We start from the raw sequence: 24,349 nt of genomic DNA, 5'->3' as shown, positions 1-24,349 counted from the left end.
CCCCAGGTCTGCGATGAGCCTTAACCCTGAATCCAAATACCCGAGCCGCCGCGCATACGTCGTCAAGCTGCGCAGTGATGCCGGACCGGAGGCCCTGATGGGCCGACTCGAAAACCTGGTCACCGGACGTCAGCGCGAGTTCTCGTGCGCCGAAGAGTTGCTGGAGTCGATTGGCGAGGATCTGGCGACAGCAGTCGGTGAGCAGGCGATAGAAAGCGATGGTGAATGATCCTTTCCAGCATCGACAGACAAAGCGCATGGCGACCGAACGCTGACGGTTCGCTGACGACTTTGCGCACGCAGTCCCCCTACGCTGACGCCACCTCGAACTACACGAGTCCATTTCTAATGCCGCGACTTTCAATCCCCCATCCGCTGCCTTGCCATGCCGGTGGGGCAACTTTGCAACGTACCAAGTGCCCGACCGCGGTTGTCATGGCGGCGGCCTTGGCCACGTCGATCGCCTTCGCCCTTTCTGGCTGCTCCACACCGGTCGCCAAACCCTCGGTCGACGTGCCAAGCAACTTCGCCGCGAGTACGGCGTCCGAGATGGAACCCGAGGCGGCCTGGTGGGAGGTCTACCACGACCCATTGCTGACGGATCTGGTCCGTCGAGCCGCGCGGGAGAACCGCGACGTCAAGATTGCCGCCGAACGGTTGCGTGCCGCGCGTGCTGGAGAAACGGTCAGCCAATCCTGGCTACTTCCGAGCGTCGGTGCGTCGGTCTCCGGCAGTGACCGCAGCACCGGCTTCAATTCGGCCATAAAGCAGGGGTATCCGGATATCAAGAGCGCCAGTGCGGGCTTGGACGTCTCGTGGGAACTCGATCTGAGTGGCCGCCTTAGAGCCGGCGCGGCGGCGGCTGACGCCGATGCGCTAGCCGCGGAACACAGCATGCGGGGAGTACGCCTGCTGGTGATGAGCGATGTCGTCAGCAACTATTTCACACTGGTCGGCGCGCAACGCCAGGTCGCAACGCTACGAGCAATCTCGGCGATGCAGGATGAAACGCTGCGCTTGGTTACCGCACGTCAACAGGTGGGGCTGGCATCCGCCTTCGACGTCGAGCGCGCACAAACCGACGCCTTGTCGGCGCGGGCGCAGATTCCGCCGTTGGAGACCCAAGTGGCGGTGGCCCGCCACCGTATCGCGGTGTTGATCGCCGACCAGTCTTTCAACAGCACCAACATTCAGCCCTCGAGCGGCGATATGACGGATGTGCCTGAGGCCAAGCCCGGACAGCCGGCCGAATTGCTGCAACGCCGACCTGACGTGCTGGCGTTGATGGCTCAACTCGACGCTGCCAATGCACGTCGTCAGCAAGCGAAAGCTGAGTGGTTCCCGCAACTTTTTCTCGGTGCGTCCTTTGGACGCCAGGGTCTGAACCTGAACGGAGCCGATCTTGGTGCTGCGCGCTTCACCAATGTCGCGGGTCTGCTGGCAATGCCGCTCTTCAACGCGGGGCGTACGCAAGCAATCAACGATGCGGCCGAAAGTGCTCAACAAGAGGCCGTACTACGTGCCGAAGACGGCATCGTGCGTGCGCTTGAGGATGTGGAAAACGCCTTGGTCACACTTGCGCAGGAACGCCGCCGTTCCGGGTCGCTGCAATTGGCCGCCGCTTCCGCAGAGACGGCGCAAAGTCGCGCCCAGTCGCTCTATAACCGCGGACAGATCGACCTGTTGCCACTGCTGGACTCGCAGCGCGCGCGCCTGGCGGCACGCCTGAGTTCCAACGAAAGCAACACCCGCCTGCTGCTTGATAGCGTGCAGCTCTACAAGGCACTGGGCGGGGGCTGGCAGGTGTTCGAACAACCCGCCACTCCAACCGCATCCACCAAAGCCGAACGGCCACCACTTTCCTAAGAATCTGTCGTTTTCCAAAGAGGAACCGTCTTGAAGAATTCCCTTACTGCGGCCGGCATCTTGGCCGTAGCGGTCATGCTGTCCGCGTGTAGCCCCGACCAGCCCTCTGTGCAGGCACCACGACCGGTGCGCACCGTTGCAATCAGCTACGACAATGCCCGCGACATCAGTCGCTATGTGGGCACCGTACAGTCGCGACATGAGGTAGACCAGGCCTTCCGCGTGGGTGGCAAGGTAGACCAGCGCAAGGTCGATGTAGGCCAGTTTGTGCGTGAAGGCGACATCCTGGCTGTGCTGGATGATAGCGACTACCGCCTCGCTGAGGAAACGTCGCGACAACAGTGGTCGGTTGCCGTCGAGCAGACTCGCCAAGCCGACTCGGACAATCAGCGCCTGTCCGCGCTAAAGACTGACGGCTCGGTCAGTGCGGCCGATGCCGAGCGCGCGCATACCAATGCCCAAACCGCGCATGCGACCGCCGAGGCCGAAGCGCGAAAGCTCGAACTCGCGCGCAACCGGCTCAAGTACACCGTGCTGCGCGCCTCGCGTAGCGGCGTCGTCACGGCTGTGCGCTTTGAGGCAGGGCAGGTCGTGCCGGAGGGTCAACCGGTTGTCTCGATCGCGAACCCGGGCGAATCCGAGATCGTCATCGACGTGCCCGAGGATCAACTGGCTGTCTTCAAGGACGCGCGCTTCAAGGCCTCGCTGGCCAGTGCGCCGAACGAGATCTTCGATGTCACGCTGCGCGAGCTGTCGCCACAGGCGGCAGCGCAGACACGCACCTATCGCGCGCGGCTCAAGCCGTTACAGGCACTGCCGCTGGGCGCCACCGCCACGGTGATGGCCGAGCGAGTCATGACCAGTGTATCTGTGGCGGCAGTGCCAGCCACGGCATTGACGCAGAACGGCGGTCAGCCGGCGCTGTGGGTGGTCACGCCCACGGGCAAGGACCCCGTAGGCATCGTCGATCTGGAGCGTGTGGCAGTTTGGGGTTACCGCAACGACCAGGTGCTCGTCTCCGGGCCGCAGGCTGGCGCATTGATCGTCACCGCCGGTGTCCAGAAGATGACGTCCGGACTGAAGGTCGCGCTTCCCGGCGCGGCGATTGTTGACGCAAATACCACGCAGCAGGCCACTCGATGAACAATTTCAACCTCACCGACTGGGCGCTGCGCCATCGCGCCATCGTTCTGTTCATGCTCCTCATTGTCGCGGTGGCCGGCGCCTTCAGCTTCACCCGGCTCGGCCAGCTCGAGGATCCGAACTTTTCCGTGCCTTCCATGACCGCCATGGTCATCTGGCCGGGCGCCACTGCCCAGCAGTTGCAGGACCAGGTCCTCAACCGTATGGAGAAGAAATTCGAGCAGATTGACAACTTCGAGAAGGTTGTCACCTATGCGCGGCAAGGCTATGCCGGCATGACGCTCACCGTGCGCGGCGGCACTTCCAAGGCTGACCAGCGCGAAGCCTGGTACCAGGCGCGCAAGAAACTCAACGACCTGAGCCTCGAGATGCCTGACGGCGTGATCGGCCCGATCCTCAACGACGAGTACGGCGACGTGTATGGCTTGATGTACGCGGTCAAGGGCGACGGTGTCGGCCACGCCGACCTGTCGGACGCGGCCGAGGACATCAAGCGCCAGATGCTGAAGGTGCCGATGGTCAAAAAGATCGATCTGATCGGCAAGCAGGCCAAGCGTGTCTACGTCGAGTTCTCACACGAACGCCTGGCAGCGCTGGGCATTACACCGCTGGCCATCGCCGAAAGCCTCAAGAGCCAGAACGCGATGTTGCCCGCAGGCCAGATCGACACCCGAGGCGACCGCGTCATGGTGCGCGTGAGCGGCCAATTCGCCAGCGAAGAGGCTATCCGCAATGTGCCCATCTCCGCGGGCAGCCGGCTGATCAAGCTCGGCGACGTCGCGACCGTTACCCGTGGCTTCGAGGATCCGCCGACCTACACGGTACGTCACAATGGCCAACCCGTACTGATGCTCGGCATCACGATGACCAGCGACGGCAACATCGTGGACCTTGGCAAGGCGATGGACATGGCAGTCGCCAAGATCCAGTCGGAACTTCCGCATGGTGTGGAGCTGGAGCTGGTGGCCGATCAGCCCACCACGGTGAGGGATGCAATCCTGGACTTCGGGCGCGCGCTAGTCGAGGCGCTGGTCATCGTGATTGCGGTAAGTCTGGCCAGCCTGGGCTGGCGCGCAGGCCTCGTTGTCGCAGCCACGGTGCCGCTGGTGCTGGGCGGCGTGGCGCTGGTGATGCTCGCGATGGGCTGGAACCTCGAGCGCATCTCGCTCGGCTCACTGATTATCGCATTGGGACTACTGGTGGATGACGCCATCATCGCCATCGAGATGATGGTGGCGAAGATGGAAACCGGCATGGACCGCGTGAAGGCCGCCGCCTTCTCCTATCAGTCCACCGCCATGCCGCGCCTGACCGGCGCGCTGATCACGGTCGTGGGCTTTCTGCCGATCGGCCTGTCGAAGTCCACCACCGGCGAGTACGCGGGGGGCATTTTCTGGATCGTCGGCGCCGCAGTGCTGTTCTCGTGGATCTGTTCCGGCATCTTCACACCGTACCTGGCGGTCAAGATGCTGCCCAACGACTTGGGCACGCACCAGCACGCTGATCCACACGACACCAAGTTTTACCGCAGCCTGCGCCGCCTGATCGACGCCGCCATCGAGCGTCGCTGGGTGGTCATCGGTGCGACGGTGGGCGCTCTGGTGCTTGCTCTGGCCTGTATCAAGCTGGTGCCGCAGCAATTCTTCCCCAACAGTTCGCGTCCTGAACTGGTCATTGACCTGCGTATCAAGGAAGGCTCCTCGTTCGCCGCGACGACCGAGCAGGTCAAGCACATGGAGGAGATCCTGGCGAAAGACGAGGACGTGCGTTTCTATACCGCCTACACCGGCGCCGGCGCACCGCGCTTCTATCTCTCGCTCAACCCCGAGCTGCCCAATCCGGGTTTTGCCCAGTTCGTTGTGATGACCAAAGATCTGGAGGCACGCGAGCGAGTACGTGCGCGGCTGGTGGCCTCGGCTGACCAACAATTCCCGCAGACGTGGGTGCGCGTGACCCGGCTCGAGTTGGGGCCGCCTGTCGGCTACCCGGTGCAGTTCCGCGTCGTAGGCCCCGATACCCAGATGGTGCGCAAGATCGCCCGCGACGTAGAGAAGGTAGTGGCGTCCAATCCGAAGGTGCGCGACCTCCAGCTCGACTGGAATGACCCGGTACGAACACTGAAAGTGGAGCTTGATCAGGACAAGGCGAGCGCGCTTGGCCTCACGCCGGCCGACGTGTCGCTGGCGACCCAGACCGTGATGAACGGCGCAACCCTGTCGCAGCTGCGTGAGCGCGAGGACCTGATCGACATCGTGGCCCGTGCCGTGCCAGAGGAACGCTTGAACCTCGACACACTGAAAAACATCAACCTTTACACACGCCAAGGCACGGTGGTGCCGTTGTCGCAAGTCGCCCAGGTGCGCGCTGAACTGGAAGAGCCTGTACTGTGGCGCCGCAACCGCGACATGGCGATCACTGTGCGTGCCGACGTGAAGGATGGTGAACAGGGTGTATCGGTGACGCAGGAAATCCAGCCGTTGCTCAAGGACATCGAAGCCAAGCTGCCGACCGGATACCGCATCGATGTAGGCGGAGCGGTTGAGGAAAGTGACAAGGCCAACAAGGCGCTGCTCGCGGTAGCCCCGTTGATGCTGGTCACTATCCTGCTATTGCTCATGCTGCAATTGCAGAACTTTTCCCGCATGTGGATGGTGATGCTGACCGCACCGCTGGGCTTGATCGGTGTGGTGCCGGCGCTGCTGGTGTTTCAATCGCCGCTAGGCTTCGTCGCGATCCTGGGCATCATCGCACTGGGTGGCATGATCATGCGCAACGCGGTGATCCTGATCGATCAAATACAAATCGAGATCGCTGAGGGCCGCGCCCCCTGGAATGCTGTGCTGGATGCCGCCATTCACCGAGCGCGTCCGGTGATGCTGACGGCGCTGGCCACCGTTCTTGCGATGATCCCGTTAACGCGCAGCGTGTTTTGGGGGCCGATGGCGATCGCGATCATGGGCGGCCTCACTGTGGCGACGCTGCTGACGATTTTCTTCGTCCCGGCGCTATACGCCGCATGGTTCAAGGTGGATCGCCAGACGACCACTGATACCCAAAAGGTACGGGGGAAGGCCACGCTTGCTTCTGAGTGATGAGTGCCGTGACTTTTGTCCCCGGCCCCACCGCTGTTAGAGAAGTTTTTTCAGCACGGTTTCTGAAACAACCGAGGTCAGCGGTGGGGGGGGCCTGCGAAAATTCCTTTTCTTTCGCACTTCGCGGCTCACAGGCAAGGCTGATGGCCATAATAGCTGCTGACGGCATAGCCCACGATCAGCATGCGGATCATCAGCTCAGGGTCAATCGAAGGACGCCCAATTGGGCTTTAAAAATCGGCGAGGTAATGGCGCAAGTCGCTGGTCCGCGCAGTGATACATGCCGAATCGGCGTTTCGCCTCTATGCCATTTCCGAAGCCGACGCCCAGGGACTGATGCAGTTGATGCCCGCCACCGCCGAGCACTTCGCCGTGGACGATCCGTTCGACGCACGACAGAACATTCGTGGCGGCGTGCGCCACCTGGCCTGGCTGCTCAAGCGCTTCAACGGCAACCAGGTGCTGGCGTTGGCAGGTTACAACGCCGGCGAAGCGTCCGTGGTCGAGTACAACGGGGTGCCTCCCTACGCCGAGACGCAATCCTACGTCACCCTCGTGCAGTCCTTGACCGAGCGCTATCGCAACCATCGCTAGTACCCTGGGGCGCATAACCCGCAACAGGTAATACGCCGGGCGGGGAATGGCTCAAGCGAACTTTCACGCTCACCGGTGGCTATCGACCCATAGCGACCCGTCACAGCGTCTGGAAAACCTGACGCTACTCGTCCACGCTGACGCCCGATCCGCCTGATTCGCAGGGGACATCCTTCAGCTTGGGCAACCCGTCCTTGATGCGCAGCCTGGCCTCCTGATAGTGAACATGAACGCCTGGCGAATACACGAGATCCGGGATGACGGCGGCATACACGTCGATGAGCCCCATCCCCGGGTGTTCGGTGAAGAGGTGCCCGCCGCAACGCTTGCACCACTTGCGATAACTCTGCGGTGTCTTGTTGTAGGTGCCAATGTTGTCAGCCCCCCGGGTTACTTGCACCGCCTCGGGTTTCCACAGCGTGAAGGCATTGACCGGCGCTGCTGACCAATGTCGACACGACTCGCAATGGCAATAGCCCATTGCGGCCGGCTCACCGCTGACGGTGAACTCGACTGCGCCGCAAAAACAACTGCCTTTGTAAGACCTTTGAATGCTCATGGAATGACTCCTTCATCAGTTGTTACGCATACCGTCGAAGTTGAGATGGATCGCCTGAGCGTTGGTGACTTTCACCCGTCGATATAGCGCACCGCTGTCGCCGGCGTGCGTCGAACCTGCAGTTCGAAAATGTCAGGGCGCGCATAGTGCCCGGTGACGTCGAGCGTGCGCCGCGCTGGCGCCACGAGTGAGACGTCGATGTCCGCATACAGAATGCCTGTCTCTCGGTGCAGTGGACCGGCTGTGATCCGGCCTTGAGGGTTGACCACCACCGAGTCGCCGTCGTTGATCCACTCTTGCGGATCGGGAAACAGTTGCGTGCGAGCCGGAAAGTCATCGGGAATGTCGCTGCCGCGCAGTGAGGTACCACTGCCGAGCACCCAGCATCGACCTTCGAGTGCAATGTGACGCATCGTGCTGATCCAGCCCTCGCCGGTGTCGTACGTGGGGGCGACGTAGATTTCCACTCCCTGGGCATACAATGAATAGCGCGCCAGGGGCATGTAGTTTTCCCAGCAGATGAGCGTACCAATGCGGCCGACAGGTGTATCGACCGTACGCAACCCTGACGCATCACCGAAACCATGGACCATGCGCTCGGGGTTCGTTGGCATCAGCTTGCGATGCCGGTTGAGCACTTCGCCGTCCGTACCGATAACGACTACGCTGTTGTAGAGCGTGCCGCCTCCATTACGCCGTTCGCATTCATTGATCCCGCATACGATTGTCACGGCGTTGGCGCTGGCGACCTCGCACAATGGGTTCAGGTCACCGTTCGCGATATCGACGGCGTTGGCCAGCAGACGCGTGTGCAACTGGCCCATTAAAGCTCCGTCTTTTCCCGCCGCCAGCCGCCAGATCCACGACGGATAACCTGGAATGAACGATTCGGGTAAAACAATCAACGAGGCTCCCGCCGCCGCGGCCTCAGCGACCGATTGCACGGCTCGGGCGATCGTCGCGCTGCGATCGAGCAGCACTGGCGGCCGCTGAATGATTGCTATCTTGGTCATGACGTTCTCCTGAGACGGTGGATTTCGCAGGTTTGAGCGTGCACGTGGCGAAGTCGCGAGACTAGTTCAGAAACTGAAGCGTTGTAGTTGCGGAGTACAGGCGATGGACGAAAGCTACGGTCAGTTTTGTACGGTCGCGCGTGGTGCTGAAGCACTGTGCGAGCGCTGGACGCCTTTGGTCGTGCGCGAGCTGCTATGTGGCAGTAAGCGCTTCAATGAACTGCACCGCGGCGTACCGCGAATGTCCACCAGCTTGCTGGCACAGCGGCTGCGCCACCTGGAAGATATCGGTGTCGTACATCGCACAGCCGCAGGCAAGGTCTGGGAGTACAGCCTGACCGAGGCAGGCGAGGAATTGCGCCCCATCATAATGGCGCTAGGCCATTGGGGCGCGCGCTGGATAGGTAGCCGCCTTCGCGATAACGAACTCGACGCGGGCCTGCTCATGTGGGACGTGCGCCGGTTCGCGCGCATCGAGATGTTCCCGTCCCGGTCGGTGGTCATCCACTTCAGGTTCCGCGACGCGCGCTCCGGCGAGCAGGAGTGGTGGCTCGTGGTCGAACATGGCGTGGCAGATCTGTGCCGCGATGACCCCGGACGCGAACTCACGCTCGTCGTAGACTCTAGCGTGCGCGCGTTGACAGAAGTGTGGACTGGCGACCGCACACCCAGGGAGGTTCTTCAGTCGCGGGAGCTGCGTGTAGACGGCGCTGTGCAGGATGCGGAAAACTTGTGGCGCTGGCTTGGCACGAGTGCGTTCGCCGGTTCCCGGAGCGCTGCAATCCAGCCTTTGCAATCGCCATAGAGAACTGTCCGCTTGTGGCCATCAGCCAATTGCAGACTTCAACGCCGGCGCACGGTTATGATCGCGGAGACCCAGGCGCCCTTGGACCCACGCTCATGCCAGCCTCGAAAATCCTCCCCTCCCCCGCGCCGCTGCTCAAACCCGGAGAGACGGTGGTGTTGTTCGACGGTGTCTGCAAGCTGTGCAATGGCTGGGTGAGGTTCGTGATTCGCCATGACCGCCAGCGGCGCGTACGGTTGGCGGCGGTTCAGTCACCCGAGGGGCAGGCGCTGCTCGCCTGGGCAGGTTTGCCCATGGATCAATTCCACAGCATGGCGGTGATCCGCGACCGATACTACTGGGAGCGTTCGCAAGCATTTTTCGAAGTCTTTGCCCAGTTGCCCGCACGCTGGTGCCCTGTGAACCTGTTGCGCATCTTCCCTCGTCAACTTCGAGATTGGGCCTACGACCGCATTGCACTCAATCGTTATCGGCTCTTCGGGAAATACGACACCTGCCTGTTGCCGGATCCGGATCATGAACAGCGCTTTTTGAAAGCGCCCCGGTGAACGCCTTAGGGCGACATCACGAGCTGGATCATTACCCGGCTTGAAGCTATACCGAAAGGGTTCCGGGCGGAGATGGACCACAGGCTCGATTAGCGACTGAGGAGAATTTCACGGTGTCGAATCAGCTGGTCATACGCAACATGACCCGTCCCGAACTGGACGAACTCGTCGAGTGGGCTGCCCGTGAGGGCTGGAACCCCGGCCTTCACGATGCCGAGCTGTTCTGGGCCACGGACCCTGCCGCCTTCATCGCGGCGTCCCGGGGTGAGGAATTGATCGGCGGTGGCGCCATCACCTCCTACCATGGCGAATTCGGTTTCATGGGTTTTTTCATCGTCCGGCCTGAGTATCGCAGCCAGGGCCTGGGCAATACCCTCTGGCACGCACGCCGCGAGCGGCTCCTCGCCCGCCTGCGCCCGGGCGCGAGCATCGGCATGGACGGCGTCTTCACGATGCAGGACTACTACGCCAAGGGTGGTTTCGTCTTCTCCCATCGCAACCTGCGTTTTCGTGCCGAAATCACCAAACGCCCGACGACCTCCCAGGCGGACGACCAGGACATCGTCCCATTGGCCTCCTTCCCGTTCGATCAGGTGCTCGATTACGACCGCACCTGTTTCCCCACCCCGCGCGCAACCTTCCTGAGCGGGTGGATTGCCCAGGCCGATGCACTCGCCGTAGGTTGCCGGCGCGAGGGCAGGCTGAGCGGCTATGGCGTGATAAGGCGCTGCCGGGAAGGCTGCAAGATCGGCCCCTTGTTCGCCGATGACGCCCTGGCGGCCAATGCCCTCTACGCGCGCCTGGCGGAATTTGCGCAAGGTGGCCCGCTGTTTCTCGATGCCCCGGAGAACAACCCTGCCGCCATTGCGCTCGTGCACCAACAGGGCATGACCGAGGTGTTCGGCTGCGCACGCATGTACCTCGGCCCTCCTCCGGCGATCGCGCACGAACGTGTGTTCGGCGTCACCACCTTCGAGCTGGGCTGATGTCCGCCCGCGACCTCATCGGTTATGGCGGCCGCCCACCCCACCCGCGATGGCCCGGTGAAGCGCGCGTCGCGGTGCAGTTCGTACTCAACATCGAAGAAGGCGCGGAATCCTGCCTCCTCAATGGCGATCCCCAGTCGGAGGCCTGGCTTCACGAGCTACCCGGCCGCCCGCCGCGTGTGGGGGAACCGGACTTGAGCGTCGAGGGAATGTACGAATACGGATCGCGCGCAGGAGTCTGGCGCATCCTGGAACTGTTCGGCGCCCGAGGCCTGCCGCTGACCGCCTTCGCCGTCGGCCGGGCACTGGAACTCACCCCGGCGATCGGCCATGCGCTCTGCGCGGCCGGGCACGAGATTGCCGGGCATGGCTACCGTTGGCTGGACTATCGCGACATGCCTGAAGACCAGGAGCGGCACCATATCCGCCTCACCCTCGACGCGATCGAGCAGGCCTGCGGTAAACGCCCCGTCGGTTGGTACACAGGAAGGGTCAGTCAGAACACCCGTCGCCTGTTGCGTGAGGAAGGCGGGTTTCTCTACAGCTCGGACGCCTACAACGATGACCTGCCCTATTGGCTCCCGGGCTCGCCCGCTCACCTGGTGATCCCCTACACACTGGTCAACAACGACGCCCGCTATCTGCTGCCGAACGGCTTCGCCTGCGGTGAAGACTTCTTCCGGCTGCTCAAGGACGCGTTCGACCTGCTGTGGCAGGAAGGCGCGCAACACCCGAAGATGATGAGCGTCGGCCTGCATGGGCGGATCAGTGGCCATCCCGGTCGTGCGATGGCGCTGGCGCGATTTCTCGATTACGTGCAAGGCCACGACGCGGTGTGGATCTGCCGGCGCGAAGAGATTGCCAGGCACTGGATAGCCCGGTTCCCCGCCTGAGTGGGGTTCGCAACGGCCTGAGCCTCGCAGGCTTGTCAAAATCCCCCGTTGTGCATCAGGCGCCCTGCTCCTCCTTAAACATCGCCGAGGCGTTGCCTGTCACTGATGTGCGTTTTTGGTCCGGTTTCAGCCGAACATGGAAGGCAGAAACCGACCCAAAGCTGATGGTGGCGACAGGCAGAAATCGGCCAGGAGCGGTCATTGGAATTCAAGTCTAAAAACAGCTCGTAGTGCTGATCACGGATCCAATTTCATTACCTTGTCTTCACTGTGACGAACATTTTGATGCGGTCGTGAATCTCTTGGAGCGCATGGCGAAATGGCTCATGCCTCTCACTGCTCACCGGGTCTTCAAAATTCCACACGATTACCTCGCCTGAGGACGGCATATGTGAGGCTTCTTCGGAAGACTTGTCACACAGTGTGATCAAGTAATGAAACTCCTGCCCTTCAAACTCATTGATCGATTTACTGCGTAGGCCGCTAGTCTCTATACCTATGTGTTCGAGAGACTCCAAGGTTCGAGGATCAACTTCGCCAGGTTCGAGGCCAGCACTGAATGCTTCGAAATTTAATGAGTCGGTGTGGCGAAGCAGTGCTTCGGCCAGTAAAGAACGGACATCGTTTTTAGCGCAGACAAACAGAACCCGCATTTTGTTAGACATTCCTTTCTCCCTTGCAGCACTGATCTGTGAAAACGGCATAGTTCAGTTAAGCAGAGTGAAGTGACCGCCCGATTTCCCTCCAATGAATTGTACTGTTTCGAAATTTTTCACTGCCCACATCACCGTTGGCTCCGCCCCCCAGCGGCAAGATGAATTTTTTATTGCAGTGCCCGTGCGCAAACGGCTGCACCGAACAATAGCTCTGCTACGCTCTGCTACGCTCTGCGAACCCCCTCACGAGCGAGGACGATGATGTCTTTTGTCGACGATTTTGTGGCCCAGATCATTTCCCTGGAAGTCTCTCTCTACCACGCGCGCGCTCGACTAGAAGCCAACAGCGACGGCGAAGCCCTGCATGATCTGAGGATCGCGGTGCGGAAAATACGCACCCTTTTACGTCCGCTGCGAAACATGCCCGAGGTCGCAGCGTTGAATCAATCTGCAGCCGAAGTCGGTAGAGCGACTACCCCCACAAGGGATCTGGAGGTTATCGTTGGTGAGCTGCAGAAAATGGGCCATCCCCGCCAAGCGGCGAGCCGAAGCGCAGTCCTTACAGAGCAGTATCGGAAGATCACCGCCAGCCCAGTGCTCGATAAACTGTTTGTCGAACTGGATCGATGGCCAGAGATGTTCAGGACAGCCGAGAGAGCCGGCGAGCTGGTCGATGTAAAAAGACAGATTGAGAAAGCCCTGAGGAAAAGAATCAATCAGTTGATCGCCGGACTTCGAGACAAACATTTTGATCGGCACAAGCTGAGGATCATCGTGAAAAACGCGCGATACCTCTCCGAAGCTTTTCCAACACTGTCACCGCTAAAGGCAAAATCCAGAGCTCAGCTGAAGTCGGTACAGTCGTCACTCGGCTCCTGGCACGATCATCACCAATGGTGCCTGCGGGCCGAGGCCGAACCTGATTTGCTAGAAATCGCACCGTACTGGGAAGTCGCGTCAGAACAGGCGCTGGCTGATGCCGAGCTGAAATTGGCGTCACTTCTCGCTCACCTGGAGAAAGACCTGGCGATGTCCAAAGACTGATATCAAATCGCCTTGAAACACCCTATTTAGAGCCTCTGATTCATTGTGAATGATCCAAAAAATGCGCTACCCTCCGCCGCCTCAACAGCAAAGGGTTTGCCGATGAAAATCACTATTGAAACAAATGAGCAAGGTAGCGGTTGCAAAGTGTGGCTTGGCGAAACGGGCGTTTCGTTCCTCAACCTGGAGGACGCTCAAACCTACATTGCCCAGCTCGAGGAGCGGATAGAGGCTGCCTCTCATACATTTGCCCAGGATTCTGGCAGCCCGGAGGTCAAGTAAGCATCTCGTGAGAGGTCGCCTATGAGGACAGCCTGCATACGCGACCGGTTTACCCGACGAGACTGAGCGTTACCCAACCTGGTCGTTCCTGAAGTAGCGCGCAAGGCGAACGCTTCTAATGTTCGTCGTTGCGCTCGACAACGCCCCCCACCAGTTTTCCCTGCCGACTGCCCTGATTGGAACATTCCCAGACGGCCCTTTTTGGTCGTTATCTATCTTGGGCGAAAGGCCGCTTTGGGTCGGTTGCAGCCCTTCGTTACAGGCCTCAACCGACCCTAAGCGATCACTCGAAACATTGATCAACGTAAACCCGTAGAAATTTATCCTCTAAGGACACTCTGAATTCCGAGGACTTGCTGCCGGAGTTTTGCACTCGGTTTTTGCCGCCGCCACCCCATTAAAATCACCAGCCCAGCGCCGGCGTTTTCGTTATCGTCACGCAGCGTACAGCCCGCCCGTCAGGCTCATTGGCCTGGCTGCTATTCACTGCGCAGAGCCGCCACCGGATGCAGGCGGGCCGCCCGCAGTGCCGGCGCCAGGCCGGCGAGAATGCCGAGCACCGCCGCCAGCAGCAGTGCCAGCAGCAGAAACAGCGGCTGCAGCGCCAAGGGCAGGCTCGGCATGGCCAGGTGCAGTAGCCCGAGCAGCAGGCCCATCAACAGCAAACCCAGCAGACCACCGGCCAGGGACAGCAGCGTCGCTTCGGCGAGAAACAGCCCGAGCACCTGCCGCGGACTGGCACCAATTGCCCGCAGCAGGCCGATTTCCGCCGTGCGCTCGCCCACAGTGGTGGTCATGATGGTGAGAATGCCGACGGCGCCGACCAACAGGGAAATGCCCCCCAAGGCACCGATGGCCAGGCTCAGGGTGCCGAGAACGCGGTTGAAGCTGCGCAACATGTCGTCCTGGGTGCTCAGGCTGAAGTCCTCCTCGCCGTGCCGTTCGCCGAGCACCTGGCGAATCTGCTGACTCAACGCCCGCGAAGTGGTGCCGGCGCCGAACACCACATGGACTTTGACCACCCCGGTGCGGTTGAACAGGCTTTCGGCCCAATCTACCGGGATGTAGGCGATATCGTCGAGGTTGAAGCCGAGCAACTGGCCCTTCTGCGCCATCACGCCGATCACCCGGAAACGCACGCCGCCGACGCGGACCAGCTCGCCCAGCGGATTGCGTGCACCGAACAGCTCGACTCGCAGCTGATGGCCGAGCACCACATAAGGCGGCGAACGACCGTCACGGGCCACGGGCAGGAACTCGCCCATGCTCAGCCGCATGCGCCAGGCCTGCGCCAGCTGATGGCCGCCACCGAGAATGTCGCTGCGCCGGCTCAGTTGACCGAACTGGATATCCCCGCTGCCCGGAATGATCGGCACCGCCGCCTCGACATGCGGCAAGCGCCGCAGGGCGTCGGTATCACTGATGGTCAGTGGCCGTACGCTGCCGAGCAGACCGCCGAGGCCGCTGGTCTGGGTCTTGCCCGGGCGCACGGTGATGATCCGCGTACCAAACTGCGAGAAGTTCTCCAGCACATAGCCGCGCACGCCTTCGCCTATGGCCGTGAGCAGCGCCACGGCGGCTATCCCGATCGCTACCCCGAGCAGGGTCAGCAGGCTGCGCAAGGGGCGACAGGTGAGCGCCGAGCTGGTCAGCCGGAAACCATCTTGCCAGCGCATCAGTGCGCTCCCGGCGGGCGTAGCGCCGCCACCGGCTCCAGCGCCGCGGCCCGAGCGGCCGGCAGCCAGGCGAATAGCAGCGCCGTGACGAGTGCCAGCAGCACCGCGCTAGCCCGCGCCCACCAGGGTGCATAGAGCGGCAGATCGAACGCCAGGCGCCCCAGCCAGAGCAAGGTTTCGGCCAGCAGCAGCCCCGCCAGCGCCCCCGCCAGGGCGAGCAGCGCCGCCTCGCCGAGGAACAGCAGGCGCAACTGCGCCGCCGTCACACCTATGGCTTTGAGCAGGCCGATCTCGGCGCTGCGCTGGCTCACCGCAATCCAGGTCACGTTCATGATCAGGATGCCTGCCACCAGCAGGCTGATCGCGGCAATCCCGGCCACCGCCAGGGTCAGCACCGTGAGTATCTCGTCGAAGGAACTGAGCAGGCTGTCCTGGCTGATCAGGGTGATGTCTTCCTCACCCTCGTGGCGCTCCTTGAGCGCGGCGAGTATCAGCCGCTTGCTGCGCTCGAGAAAGCTCGGTCCACGCACCTCGACAAACACCCGCAACAACCCCTCGCGATTGAACAAGGCCTGGGCACTGGCCACCGGGATGATCAACATTTCGGCGAAATCCATTCCCAGGGATTCGCCCCGCTCACTGAGGATACCGACCACCCGAAAGCGCCGGTCGCCGGCGCGCAACCATTCACCCAGGGCCGGGCGCGCACCGAATAGCTCGCGCCGGAGTTTGCCGCCGATCACGCAGACGGCCTCGGCCTGCTCAGGGTCCAGCTCCGGCAGGGGTTGGCCCTGGACGACCGTCAGTTGGCGAATGGCGAAGAAGTCTCGCGTGGTGCCCAGGGTCAGCACCTCACGATTGCGGTTACCGACTATCACCTCCATCTGCCCGGCCTGCATCGGCGCGACCCGGCGGATGCCCGGCAACCGGGTGATGGCCTGGACGTCCTGCAAGGTCAACTCGTGCGGCGTCAGTCCGGTGAGTGGCGGCATGCGCCCCGTGGTTTCCTTGCGGCCCGGGAAAACGATCAGGATGTCGCGCCCAAGCAGCGAGAACTCGTTCAGGACGAAGGCCCGCGCGCCCGCGCCGAGACCGGTGAGCAGATTGACCGCAACCACCCCGATAGCGATGGCCAGCAGCAGCATCAGGCTGCGCGAGCGATGCCCACGCAAGGCGCCGAGCCAGAAGGCCAGGGCATCGGCGGCGCGCATCAGGCCAGCGCCTGCTGCGACGCAGCACTGTGGATCCGCCCGTCACGCATGTGTAACTGGCGGTGCGCGCGGGCGCCCAGGCTGGCGTCGTGGGTCACCACTATCAGGGTCAGCCCCTCGTCGTTGAGCTCCTCCAGCAGGCTGAAGACTTCGGCGCCGGCCTGGCTATCGAGATTGCCGGTGGGCTCGTCGGCCAACAACAGCGCCGGTTGCATGACCATCGCCCGGGCGATGGCGACGCGCTGGCGCTGTCCACCGGACAGCTCGCCCGGGCGGTGGGCAATACGATCGCCCAGCCCCAGGCGCGCCACCAATTGGCTGCTGCGCTTGTGCCGTTGCGCCGCGCCGATACCGGCGAGGACCATCGGCAGTTCGATGTTCTCCAGCACCGTCAGCCGTGCGATCAGGTGGTAGGACTGGAACACGAAACCTATCAGTTGGCTGCGCAATTGGGCGCGCCGCGCCTCGCTCAGCGTCGCCGTGGCCTCGCCCTGCAGCCAGTATTCGCCAGCGCTCGGCGCATCGAGCAAACCGAGGATGTTCAGCAGGGTCGACTTGCCCGAGCCCGACGGGCCCATCACCGCCATGTAGTCACCGGCGGCGATGTCCAGATCCAGGCCGTCCAGCCCCATCACCTTCTGCTCGCCCAACTGGAAGCTGCGGCTGCCGCCGCGCAGGCGGATCATTGCTGAGTCTCCGACGCATCCACCGGTATCACCGACACGGTGTCCTTGAGCCCTTCCTGCTCGAGGCTGGCGACTATGCGCGCGTCCTCGTCCAGCCCTGCGAGCACCTCGGTCCAGCGCCAGTTGCTCAACCCGGTTTGCACCTCCACCTCGCGCAACACCCGGGCGCTGGGGTCATAGCGCAGCACGCGCTGCCCCTCCAGCAGGGTCTCGGTGGGGATACGCAAAGCACGTTCGCGCTGCTCCAGGAGGATCTCGACATCGGCGCTATAGCCAGTGAGCAGAACCAGATCGGCCGGCGGCTGGTCGAAGCGCACCTCGACATCGACGGTACGCGCCTGCTTCTCCAGTTCACGCACATAGGGCGCGATGCGGCTGACGCGGCCAGCGAAATGCTGCCCACGGAAAGCATCCAGGCTGATCCGCACCGCGGTTCCGGGGCGAACCCGGGCAGCGTCCACCTCATCGATCGGCGCCTCGACATACAGGCAGCTGTCGTCGATCAGGTCGACCGCCGGCGGCGTGGGAATACCCGGCGGCGAAGGGGTGACGAACTCGCCGAGTTCGCCGTTGATTTCTGCGACTATGCCAGCGAATGGCGCACGCAGGGTCGTCTGCTCCAGCAGTGAACGCTGCAACTGCAGGCTGGCGTCGGCCTCGCGGATCAGCACGGCACTGGCACTGCACATCAGCTTCGCCAGGTGAGCCTTGGTTTCGGCCTGATCGAGGCGATCGGCGGCAACCAGTTTGCGGTCGGCCAGTTGGCCCAGGCGATCGAGGTCGCGCCGGTCCAGATGAGCCTGCTGGCAGCGCTGTTCGCGGGCGTTGCGTTGGGCCTCCAACCGCGCCTCGGCCTCCTGCAACCGGGCCTGCTGCTCGACCTGCCGCAAGCGCATGAGCACCTGACCCGCCTGGACCCGCTGGCCCTCGGCGATCAGCAACTCGGCAACCTGGCCGCCGACATTGAAGGACAGATGCGAGCGCCGACAGGACTTCAGCGTACCCGCGCGGGTGTTGGCAACCAGCGTCTCCACCGGCCCGCGCTCAACCTCCAGCAGCCTGACCGGCAACGGCTGTGGTCGACTCAACCAGCCGCCCAGCACCACCAGACAGGCCAGTATCGACGAGCCAATCAATAATTTGCGCATGGACTTCACCTCCTCCCCACATGGCTTGAGCCTAGGTCAGGAAGGTGAAAGAACAACGCAAAACGTCATTTATCCGACGCTTTTCAGACGAGCGTCAGACGAGCGCCAGATAAATGGCGAATGAGATTTATTTCTCTCGCAACGGCTGTTTGCCAGCCATGCCAACTCAATAGAAATCCTTGCCGCGGCAACGCTGCGACGTCGAAATATCTCCGGAAACTGTGCCACGCTTTGCCCATACCCGAATGTCTTCTCGCGGTTGTGGGTTCAACCGCTCGACGCAACACAACTAAATTCTGTGTAAGCAGAAGGAAAGCTGCAAACCCCGCGACGCTTAAGGGCTTGCGACTCATTGCCGATACGCCTCTCATGCGAGCCGGTTTCTACCGGAAGGCCTGCCGTGTTCATTACGGAACACGCAAGCCTATTTGCTTACCTCAGGCGCATATCCGGGGCGTCTCGGGCGTCTGCCAGATCCTCTCGGGCATCTTTCGCCTCAACTTTGCCAGCCTCTCTGGCATCTTTCGGCCGGACTTTGCTCGACTCTCTGGCAAATTGCCTGAACTTTGGCGTCCCGGGCTGCATCTGCAGCAGCTTTGGCAGCATCTCTGGCTGCATCTGCGCCTGCCTTGCCGGCGTCCCTGGCTGCATCCGCAGCGGCCCTGGCAGCATCCCTTGTGGCATCCGCGCCCGCTACGCCAGCAGCTCTTGCTACGTCCCTGGCTGCATCCGCCTGAGTTCTGGCGGCGTCCCTGGTAGCATTTGCAGTAGCTATTGCCGAATCCCGGGTTGCATCCGCTTCAGCATTGGCAGCGTCCCGGGCTGCATCTGCGTCGTTCACGGCAGCGTCTGCGCCATTGTTGTCTGCGTCGTTGTCATGCGCATTGCCATTGCCTGCTACACCATCATCACCTGCCGCATCATGATCGCCTGCTGCACCATCATCGCCTGCCGCATCATGATCGCCTGCCGCACCATGATCACCACCCTTTCCATCGCCTCCTGCTCCATGATCGCCACCCTTTCCATCGCCCCCTGCTCCATGATCGCCACCCTTTCCATCGCCTCCTGCTCCATGATCACCACCCTTTCCATCGCCTCCTGCTCCATGATCACCACCCTTTCCATCGCCTCCTGCTCCATGATCTCCACCCTTTCCATCGCCTCCTGCTCCATGATCGCCACCCTTTCCATCGCCTCCTGCTCCATGATCACCACCCTTTCCTTGGCCGCTGCCACCCTGACCACCGTCGCTGCCACCTTCTTTGGCATACACGCTGGAGAAACTGCCGATGTAATCGGGCACCAGTACAGTCGATGCCGACAGGACTGCGCCAATTGCCAGAGCCAATAAACATTTATTGAGCTGCATGTTCCAACCTCCGGTTGGAGTTGCGTAGTCATGTCCGTATCGAACGCAATATCCAGTAAGTTCCCGGCCGCCCATTTGGGCGGCCAGCCAACCGACACGGTCATCAATCTGCAGCTTTAACGAGCAACTGCGGCTTGCGCATGATCCTTCAACACCAGTCAGTATCGCTTCGCGGGAAATATTCCCACGTATAGGTTAGATGAGTGCTTTCAGCCCGAGTTCAACAAATCAATCTCAGGACCAGGACATGCGTTGAGCGGTACGCGTTATCGTTAACGACCATCGCTGGCAAGCCAGCTCCCACAAGGGGCGGTGACCTCCAAACCAGTGAACGCCCCAAAAAAAACATCGAGGTCTGAAAAGGGCAAGTTCTGAGTGCCCTTGCGCAAGCCGTGTCTATAATTTTCCAGATATCGGCCCCTTTGGTCAGTGAATACAAATGTCCGAAGATGAAAATTCGCAGCCCGGTTCTGACGTTCTCTTCGACGAAGCTGACTGTGGATTGCTGCTGACCGCAGAAAATGGCGAGATCGCACGGGTCAACCTCACGTTCTGCCGCTGGTTAGGCTTGCGGCGAAAAGAGCTGCTCGGGCGTCACATCCAGGACTTGATGAGCCTCGAGGGAAGGACGTTCCACAAGATGTACTGGGCGCCCCTCATGCAGATTCAGGGCGTCGTTGCTGACGTGAAGTTCGATCTCGTTCACCACAACGGAGATTTCATTCCAATGATGCTCAGCGCCATCAGCTGTGAGCATTCTGCTGGCATATTTCATGAAATGACGCTATTCAAGGCCGCGGATAGCCAAAGGTACGAGCGCGAACTGCTCAATGCCCGAATGCTTGCCGAAAGGCATTTGGCGAAACACCTCAAGGACCAACGCGTACAGGACATGACCCAGGACAAGTTGCGTATCACGTACGCTGCGGCGGAGGACAGGGCCCTGTTCGCCGAGCAACTGATCGGGATTGTCAGTCATGACCTGCGCAACCCGTTGTCAGCCATAAAAATGGCCACGGAACTGCTGGGCCGCAAAGAGATGGATGCCAAACAGGTCCAGATACTTGGCCACATCACCCATTCGGCCGAGCGTGCGCAGCGCTTGGTGGCCGATCTACTGGATTTCACCCTGACTCAGGTCGGGCGAGGTATCTCGGTCCTGCCCAAACCCGTCGATTTACACGAACTGATAGCCGATTGCCTGGACGAGTTGAGCCTGGCTTTTCCCGGGCATACGTTGACCCATCTGCGGTATGGGCAAGGTGCTTTCTCTGCAGACAGCGATCGGCTTTATCAGCTCATCGGCAATCTGGTCGCCAATGCAGTCGCCTACGGTGCCAACGATAGCGAAGTCACCGTTTCCACACGCTTTGAAGATCAAGTTCTCGTTATAACCGTGCACAACTTCGGCACCCCTATACCTGAGGCGTTGCTTGGGGATTTGTTCGAGCCGATGATCCGAGGCAGTCATGACAATGCCGAACTCAGAAGTGTCGGGTTGGGTCTGTTCATCGTTCGGGAGATCGTTAAGGCGCACTGCGGCGAAGTGGCTGTAACTTCTACTCTCACCACCGGTACAACATTCACTGTAACCTTTCCTCGCACCTGATATTTACCTGGATTGCCCTTCACTCCCCCTCCATTACTAGCCGACGATAGCCAGGCATGACTGGCCGCTTCACGCCCCGAGGAAGTCAGTCAACCCAAATAGAGGTTCTTGAGGAGCGGTGAATTTATTCCTTATAGGCAACGAGTCTCGCTACCTGATTAAAAGCACTCTCAATGAACCGGGATGATTACCCTTGGCCACGTAGTGACTCGCTGGTTTCCATCGCGAACACAATAACTTCCTGTGTCGATATCAGACACGGATGTGGCGTGATCAGATAACTGAATCATCGGACAAGCCGGGTAAGGTGGCGCACCTTTTCATCGAAACAACCACGTCACGATGATGGGCTTGATAAGAACTGCAGCGTTTGAAGGGTGCTTCTTTCAGGAAGCCCGGCAGGCAGCAATGATGATCTGTTGCCCTATCCATCCGCTTAAATGTCGATCGGCAGAGAAAAAAAAACCAATGATTAGCCCGAGCTCCAAGGATTCGAGTGGCCAATTGGCGCAGGGCTTCAAGCCTCGTCACGTAACAATGCTGTCTATCGCCGGTATTATCGGCGCCGGTTTGTTCGTTGGCTCAGGACACGCCATTGCGGCGGCTGGCCCGGCGGTCCTGCTGGCCTATCTATTCTCTGGCCTGCTCGTCGTCCTGGTCATGCGCATGCTCGGTGAAATGGCGGTGGCCAACCCGGACACCGGCTCTTTCTCCACCTATGCCGACCAGGCCATCGGCCGTTGGGCCGGCTTCACCGTCGGTTGGCTCTACTGGTGGTTCTGGGTGCTGGTGATCCCTATCGAAGCGCTGGCCGCCGGTCATGTATTGAACCAATGGTTTCCGCAGATCGATGCCTGGCTGTTCGCCCTGGTGTCGATCATTGCACTGGTGGTGACAAACCTGTTCAGCGTGTCCAAGTACGGCGAATTCGAGTTCTGGTTCGCCATGGCCAAGGTCGTGGCGATCATCGGTTTCATCGGCGTGGGCTTTGCCGTGTTGATGGGCTGGATTCCCGATCGGGAAGTCAGCGGATTGAGCGGCCTGATGGCCGAGCACGGCGGGTTTGCTCCAAACGGGCTGTCGGCGGTAGTCGGCGCCTTCATCACCATCATGTTCAGTTTCATCGGTACCGAAGCGGTCACCATCGCCGCCGCCGAATCCGACAATCCCTCGCAGAACATTGCCAAGGCCACCCGTTCGGTGATCTGGCGCATCGGGGTGTTTTACCTGCTGTCGATTTTCGTGGTCATCTCCGTGGTGCCCTGGAATGACCCGCTGTTGGCTTCGGTAGGCTCCTACCAGCGGGCCCTGGAAATCATGAACATTCCCCACGCCAAGTTCATGGTGGACGTGGTGGTGCTGATCGCCGTGGCCAGTTGCATGAACTCCTCGATCTACATTGCCTCGCGCATGCTGTACTCGCTGGGCCGTCGCGGTGACGCGCCGAAGGCGCTGAAGGCGACCTCCTCCGAAGGCGTGCCGCGGGCAGCAGTCATCGCCAGCACCGTGTTGGGCGCGGCGATCACCGTGTGGAGCTACTTCATGCCCGCCGGGTTGTTCGAGTTCCTGCTGGCCAGTTCCGGCGCGATTGCCCTGGTGGTGTACCTGGCCATTGCAGTGTCGCAGCTGCGCATGCGCCGGATGTTGCGTCGGCAGAACGTCGAGCTGACCTTTCGCATGTGGCTGTTTCCATGGCTCACCTGGTTGGTGATCGTGTTCATCTGCGCGGCGCTGGCGGTGATGATGGCCTCCCCTGAACACCGTACCGAAGTGAGCACGACCATTGGCCTGGCGCTGGCGATTTCCTTTATCGGCCTTGTGACATCGCGTCACACTGCGCAGGCTGCGAGAGTGACATCGGCGGGATAAAACCAGGGAGGTAGTTGCGCCGAACCTGATACCCCCTTCGCCAGGACAGGGGGTATTACCCGCCCCTGTGTCACAGGCCGTCATCGCTTTTTGTGAGGACATGACCACGATGTCATCGAACTCCACCGTGTCCGACGGGAAGACTCAATCCGTCGGTTTTCTGCTGCTGGACAAATTCACACTTATTTCCCTGGCGTCCGCAGTAGAACCACTGCGCATGGCCAATCAGTTGTCGGGGCGAGAGCTATATCGCTGGCATACGTTCAGCCCCGGTGGAGAGCCTGTCTGGGCCAGTGACGGCGTGCAGATCACTCCGGATGCTTCGTGGAACAACCCATTGGTGGCGGACACTGTAATCGTGTGCGGCGGCATTGGAATCCAGAGCGTGATTACCCGCGAGCACATTACCTGGCTGCAAGCCTTGGCGCGTCAATCCAGACGCTTGGGAGGTGTGTGCACCGGCAGCTGGGCGCTCGCAAAAGCCGGGCTGCTCGACGGCTACGAGTGCAGTGTGCATTGGGAATTTCTGGCCGCCATGCAGGAAGCCTTCCCGCGAGTCAGCATCAGCGCGAGCCTGTTCACCCTCGACCAAAACCGCTTTACAAGCTCCGGCGGAACGGCCCCCATGGACATGATGCTGCACCTGATCGGTCGCGATCATGGTCGTGAATTATCGGCAGCCATTTCTGATATGTTCGTTTACGAGCGCATACGCAACGAACAGGATCATCAGCGCGTTCCACTCAGGCATATGCTCGGAACTCATCAGCCCAAGCTGCAAGAGATCGTCGCGTTGATGGAGGCCAATCTCGAGGAACCGATCGACCTCGATAACCTTGCAGAATACGTTGACCTGTCACGTCGACAGCTGGAGCGGCTATTTCAGAAATACCTTCACTGTACGCCGTCACGCTACTATATGAGGTTACGTCTTGTTCGAGCACGACAACTGCTCAAGCAAACATCATTGTCGATCATTGAGTTGGCGTATGTATGCGGTTTCGTGTCCACACCGCATTTTTCCAAATGCTATCGCGAGTACTTTGGTGTTCCACCCAGTGAGGAGCGTTCCGGCTCTGAAATGAATCGCAAATCGGCAACGCTTGCGACTACGCAACAGTCATTGACCAAACCGCTTACAGCGCTCGACCAGGCGCGAAACGAATCGACGTTTGCCAGTGTTCGCATGATGGATCGTTCCGGTTTGATGGAGTCGAGGTGATCGGCGATTTACGCGCTGCAAGCCCTCCTGGCAGGGCAAGCTTATTGCAGTGAATCGCTCCAGCCCTACCACTTC

At 60.9% G+C, this 24,349-nt stretch carries 21 protein-coding genes and 1 pseudogene; 14 read left to right on the top strand and 8 right to left on the bottom strand.

The window, feature by feature from the left end:
- The first annotated feature begins 13 nt into the window (after positions 1 to 13).
- The 5 genes and pseudogenes from KSS91_RS11585 to KSS91_RS11565 all read left to right on the top strand — a co-directional run.
- Complete coding sequence (locus KSS91_RS11585; protein ID WP_015094691.1) at positions 14 to 229, top strand: hypothetical protein; 216 nt, start codon at positions 14 to 16, stop codon at positions 227 to 229.
- The gene (locus KSS91_RS11580) at positions 226 to 1,866 is read left to right on the top strand and encodes a TolC family protein (RefSeq protein WP_225923741.1); all 1,641 of its coding nucleotides are present in this window, start codon (positions 226 to 228) and stop codon (positions 1,864 to 1,866) included. Before KSS91_RS11585 ends, KSS91_RS11580 begins: the two co-directional genes overlap by 4 nt.
- A 30-nt stretch (positions 1,867 to 1,896) precedes the next feature.
- On the top strand, positions 1,897 to 3,009 hold the full coding sequence (locus tag KSS91_RS11575) for an efflux RND transporter periplasmic adaptor subunit (RefSeq protein WP_217838008.1): 1,113 nt from the start codon (positions 1,897 to 1,899) through the stop codon (positions 3,007 to 3,009).
- Positions 3,006 to 6,101 carry an efflux RND transporter permease subunit gene (locus KSS91_RS11570; protein ID WP_217838007.1) on the top strand — a complete coding sequence of 1,032 codons (3,096 nt, stop codon included), beginning with the start codon at positions 3,006 to 3,008 and terminating at the stop codon, positions 6,099 to 6,101. Before KSS91_RS11575 ends, KSS91_RS11570 begins: the two co-directional genes overlap by 4 nt.
- Positions 6,102 to 6,356: 255 nt before the next feature.
- Positions 6,357 to 6,695: pseudogene (locus KSS91_RS11565) on the top strand (lytic transglycosylase domain-containing protein); the annotation flags it as partial.
- Between the two features lie 124 nt (positions 6,696 to 6,819).
- On the opposite strand, the gene KSS91_RS11560 reads toward KSS91_RS11565, so the two are convergent.
- Both KSS91_RS11560 and KSS91_RS11555 read right to left on the bottom strand, forming a co-directional pair.
- The gene (locus KSS91_RS11560; RefSeq protein ID WP_015094687.1) at positions 6,820 to 7,254 is read right to left on the bottom strand and encodes a GFA family protein; all 435 of its coding nucleotides are present in this window, start codon (positions 7,252 to 7,254) and stop codon (positions 6,820 to 6,822) included.
- 71 nt (positions 7,255 to 7,325) lie between these two features.
- Entirely contained in the window at positions 7,326 to 8,267 is a 942-nt protein-coding gene (locus KSS91_RS11555) for a carbon-nitrogen hydrolase family protein (RefSeq protein WP_217838005.1), read from the bottom strand.
- Between the two features lie 103 nt (positions 8,268 to 8,370).
- Between KSS91_RS11555 and KSS91_RS11550 the strand changes: the two genes are divergently transcribed.
- The 4 genes from KSS91_RS11550 to KSS91_RS11535 all read left to right on the top strand — a co-directional run bounded on the left by KSS91_RS11550 (position 8,371) and on the right by KSS91_RS11535 (position 11,499).
- A complete protein-coding gene (locus tag KSS91_RS11550) occupies positions 8,371 to 9,072 on the top strand; it encodes a winged helix-turn-helix transcriptional regulator (RefSeq protein ID WP_217838004.1) in 702 nt (233 codons plus the stop codon).
- A gap of 95 nt (positions 9,073 to 9,167) precedes the next feature.
- Positions 9,168 to 9,620: a thiol-disulfide oxidoreductase DCC family protein gene (locus KSS91_RS11545; protein ID WP_217838003.1), complete on the top strand. Its 453-nt coding sequence runs from the start codon at positions 9,168 to 9,170 to the stop codon at positions 9,618 to 9,620.
- 113 nt (positions 9,621 to 9,733) lie between these two features.
- Positions 9,734 to 10,606, top strand: coding sequence for a GNAT family N-acetyltransferase (locus tag KSS91_RS11540; protein ID WP_217838002.1), 873 nt, complete (start codon positions 9,734 to 9,736; stop codon positions 10,604 to 10,606).
- Complete coding sequence (locus KSS91_RS11535; protein WP_217838001.1) at positions 10,606 to 11,499, top strand: polysaccharide deacetylase family protein; 894 nt, start codon at positions 10,606 to 10,608, stop codon at positions 11,497 to 11,499. The genes KSS91_RS11540 and KSS91_RS11535 overlap by 1 nt, the downstream gene beginning before the upstream one ends.
- Positions 11,500 to 11,753: 254 nt before the next feature.
- Here the strand turns inward: KSS91_RS11535 and KSS91_RS11530 are convergent, their stop codons facing one another.
- The gene (locus KSS91_RS11530; RefSeq protein WP_217838000.1) at positions 11,754 to 12,164 is read right to left on the bottom strand and encodes an arsenate reductase ArsC; all 411 of its coding nucleotides are present in this window, start codon (positions 12,162 to 12,164) and stop codon (positions 11,754 to 11,756) included.
- A 249-nt stretch (positions 12,165 to 12,413) separates the two neighbouring features.
- On the opposite strand from KSS91_RS11530, the gene KSS91_RS11525 reads away from it, so the two are divergent.
- Positions 12,414 to 13,199 (top strand): CHAD domain-containing protein, encoded by a 786-nt coding sequence (locus KSS91_RS11525; protein WP_225923739.1) that lies wholly within the window; start codon positions 12,414 to 12,416, stop codon positions 13,197 to 13,199.
- Between the two features lie 102 nt (positions 13,200 to 13,301).
- A complete protein-coding gene (locus KSS91_RS11520) occupies positions 13,302 to 13,481 on the top strand; it encodes a hypothetical protein (protein WP_217837999.1) in 180 nt (59 codons plus the stop codon).
- A 479-nt stretch (positions 13,482 to 13,960) separates the two neighbouring features.
- On the opposite strand, the gene KSS91_RS11515 is transcribed toward KSS91_RS11520, so the two are convergent.
- From KSS91_RS11515 to KSS91_RS11495, 5 genes are all read right to left on the bottom strand, one after another.
- Positions 13,961 to 15,157 carry an ABC transporter permease gene (locus KSS91_RS11515; protein WP_217837998.1) on the bottom strand — a complete coding sequence of 399 codons (1,197 nt, stop codon included), beginning with the start codon at positions 15,155 to 15,157 and terminating at the stop codon, positions 13,961 to 13,963.
- Positions 15,157 to 16,368, bottom strand: coding sequence for an ABC transporter permease (locus KSS91_RS11510; RefSeq protein WP_217837997.1), 1,212 nt, complete (start codon positions 16,366 to 16,368; stop codon positions 15,157 to 15,159). The genes KSS91_RS11515 and KSS91_RS11510 overlap by 1 nt, the downstream gene beginning before the upstream one ends.
- Entirely contained in the window at positions 16,368 to 17,054 is a 687-nt protein-coding gene (locus KSS91_RS11505; RefSeq protein ID WP_015094670.1) for an ABC transporter ATP-binding protein, read from the bottom strand. Before KSS91_RS11505 ends, KSS91_RS11510 begins: the two co-directional genes overlap by 1 nt.
- Entirely contained in the window at positions 17,051 to 18,202 is a 1,152-nt protein-coding gene (locus tag KSS91_RS11500) for an efflux RND transporter periplasmic adaptor subunit (RefSeq protein WP_217837996.1), read from the bottom strand. Before KSS91_RS11500 ends, KSS91_RS11505 begins: the two co-directional genes overlap by 4 nt.
- Before the next feature lie 897 nt (positions 18,203 to 19,099).
- On the bottom strand, positions 19,100 to 19,474 hold the full coding sequence (locus tag KSS91_RS11495) for a hypothetical protein (protein ID WP_217837995.1): 375 nt from the start codon (positions 19,472 to 19,474) through the stop codon (positions 19,100 to 19,102).
- 539 nt (positions 19,475 to 20,013) lie between these two features.
- Here KSS91_RS11495 and KSS91_RS11490 point away from each other — a divergent pair.
- The 3 genes from KSS91_RS11490 (at position 20,014) to gbdR (ending at position 24,274) form a co-directional block, all read left to right on the top strand.
- On the top strand, positions 20,014 to 21,183 hold the full coding sequence (locus KSS91_RS11490; RefSeq protein WP_217837994.1) for a PAS domain-containing sensor histidine kinase: 1,170 nt from the start codon (positions 20,014 to 20,016) through the stop codon (positions 21,181 to 21,183).
- 468 nt (positions 21,184 to 21,651) lie between these two features.
- Complete coding sequence (gene gabP / locus KSS91_RS11485; RefSeq protein WP_217837993.1) at positions 21,652 to 23,052, top strand: GABA permease; 1,401 nt, start codon at positions 21,652 to 21,654, stop codon at positions 23,050 to 23,052.
- A gap of 109 nt (positions 23,053 to 23,161) precedes the next feature.
- The gene (gbdR, locus tag KSS91_RS11480) at positions 23,162 to 24,274 is read left to right on the top strand and encodes a choline metabolism transcriptional regulator GbdR (RefSeq protein ID WP_437179741.1); all 1,113 of its coding nucleotides are present in this window, start codon (positions 23,162 to 23,164) and stop codon (positions 24,272 to 24,274) included.
- Positions 24,275 to 24,349: the final 75 nt, after the last annotated feature.

Source organism: Pseudomonas azerbaijanorientalis, assembly GCF_019139795.1.
Lineage (GTDB): Bacteria > Pseudomonadota > Gammaproteobacteria > Pseudomonadales > Pseudomonadaceae > Aquipseudomonas > Aquipseudomonas laurylsulfatiphila.
This window is presented reverse-complemented; position numbering and strand designations above follow the sequence as displayed.

Coding starts and splice junctions, on each gene's coding strand:
- KSS91_RS11585 (WP_015094691.1), top strand. CDS start 14: ATGAGCCTTAACCCTGAATCCAAATACCCGAGCCGCCGCGCATACGTC.
- KSS91_RS11580 (WP_225923741.1), top strand. CDS start 226: ATGATCCTTTCCAGCATCGACAGACAAAGCGCATGGCGACCGAACGCT.
- KSS91_RS11570 (WP_217838007.1), top strand. CDS start 3,006: ATGAACAATTTCAACCTCACCGACTGGGCGCTGCGCCATCGCGCCATC.
- KSS91_RS11560 (WP_015094687.1), bottom strand. CDS start 7,254: ATGAGCATTCAAAGGTCTTACAAAGGCAGTTGTTTTTGCGGCGCAGTC.
- KSS91_RS11555 (WP_217838005.1), bottom strand. CDS start 8,267: ATGACCAAGATAGCAATCATTCAGCGGCCGCCAGTGCTGCTCGATCGC.
- KSS91_RS11550 (WP_217838004.1), top strand. CDS start 8,371: ATGGACGAAAGCTACGGTCAGTTTTGTACGGTCGCGCGTGGTGCTGAA.
- KSS91_RS11545 (WP_217838003.1), top strand. CDS start 9,168: ATGCCAGCCTCGAAAATCCTCCCCTCCCCCGCGCCGCTGCTCAAACCC.
- KSS91_RS11535 (WP_217838001.1), top strand. CDS start 10,606: ATGTCCGCCCGCGACCTCATCGGTTATGGCGGCCGCCCACCCCACCCG.
- KSS91_RS11530 (WP_217838000.1), bottom strand. CDS start 12,164: ATGTCTAACAAAATGCGGGTTCTGTTTGTCTGCGCTAAAAACGATGTC.
- KSS91_RS11525 (WP_225923739.1), top strand. CDS start 12,414: ATGATGTCTTTTGTCGACGATTTTGTGGCCCAGATCATTTCCCTGGAA.
- KSS91_RS11520 (WP_217837999.1), top strand. CDS start 13,302: ATGAAAATCACTATTGAAACAAATGAGCAAGGTAGCGGTTGCAAAGTG.
- KSS91_RS11515 (WP_217837998.1), bottom strand. CDS start 15,157: ATGCGCTGGCAAGATGGTTTCCGGCTGACCAGCTCGGCGCTCACCTGT.
- KSS91_RS11510 (WP_217837997.1), bottom strand. CDS start 16,368: ATGCGCGCCGCCGATGCCCTGGCCTTCTGGCTCGGCGCCTTGCGTGGG.
- KSS91_RS11505 (WP_015094670.1), bottom strand. CDS start 17,054: ATGATCCGCCTGCGCGGCGGCAGCCGCAGCTTCCAGTTGGGCGAGCAG.
- KSS91_RS11500 (WP_217837996.1), bottom strand. CDS start 18,202: ATGCGCAAATTATTGATTGGCTCGTCGATACTGGCCTGTCTGGTGGTG.
- KSS91_RS11495 (WP_217837995.1), bottom strand. CDS start 19,474: ATGCCAAAGAAGGTGGCAGCGACGGTGGTCAGGGTGGCAGCGGCCAAG.
- KSS91_RS11490 (WP_217837994.1), top strand. CDS start 20,014: ATGTCCGAAGATGAAAATTCGCAGCCCGGTTCTGACGTTCTCTTCGAC.
- gabP (WP_217837993.1), top strand. CDS start 21,652: ATGATTAGCCCGAGCTCCAAGGATTCGAGTGGCCAATTGGCGCAGGGC.
- gbdR (WP_437179741.1), top strand. CDS start 23,162: ATGTCATCGAACTCCACCGTGTCCGACGGGAAGACTCAATCCGTCGGT.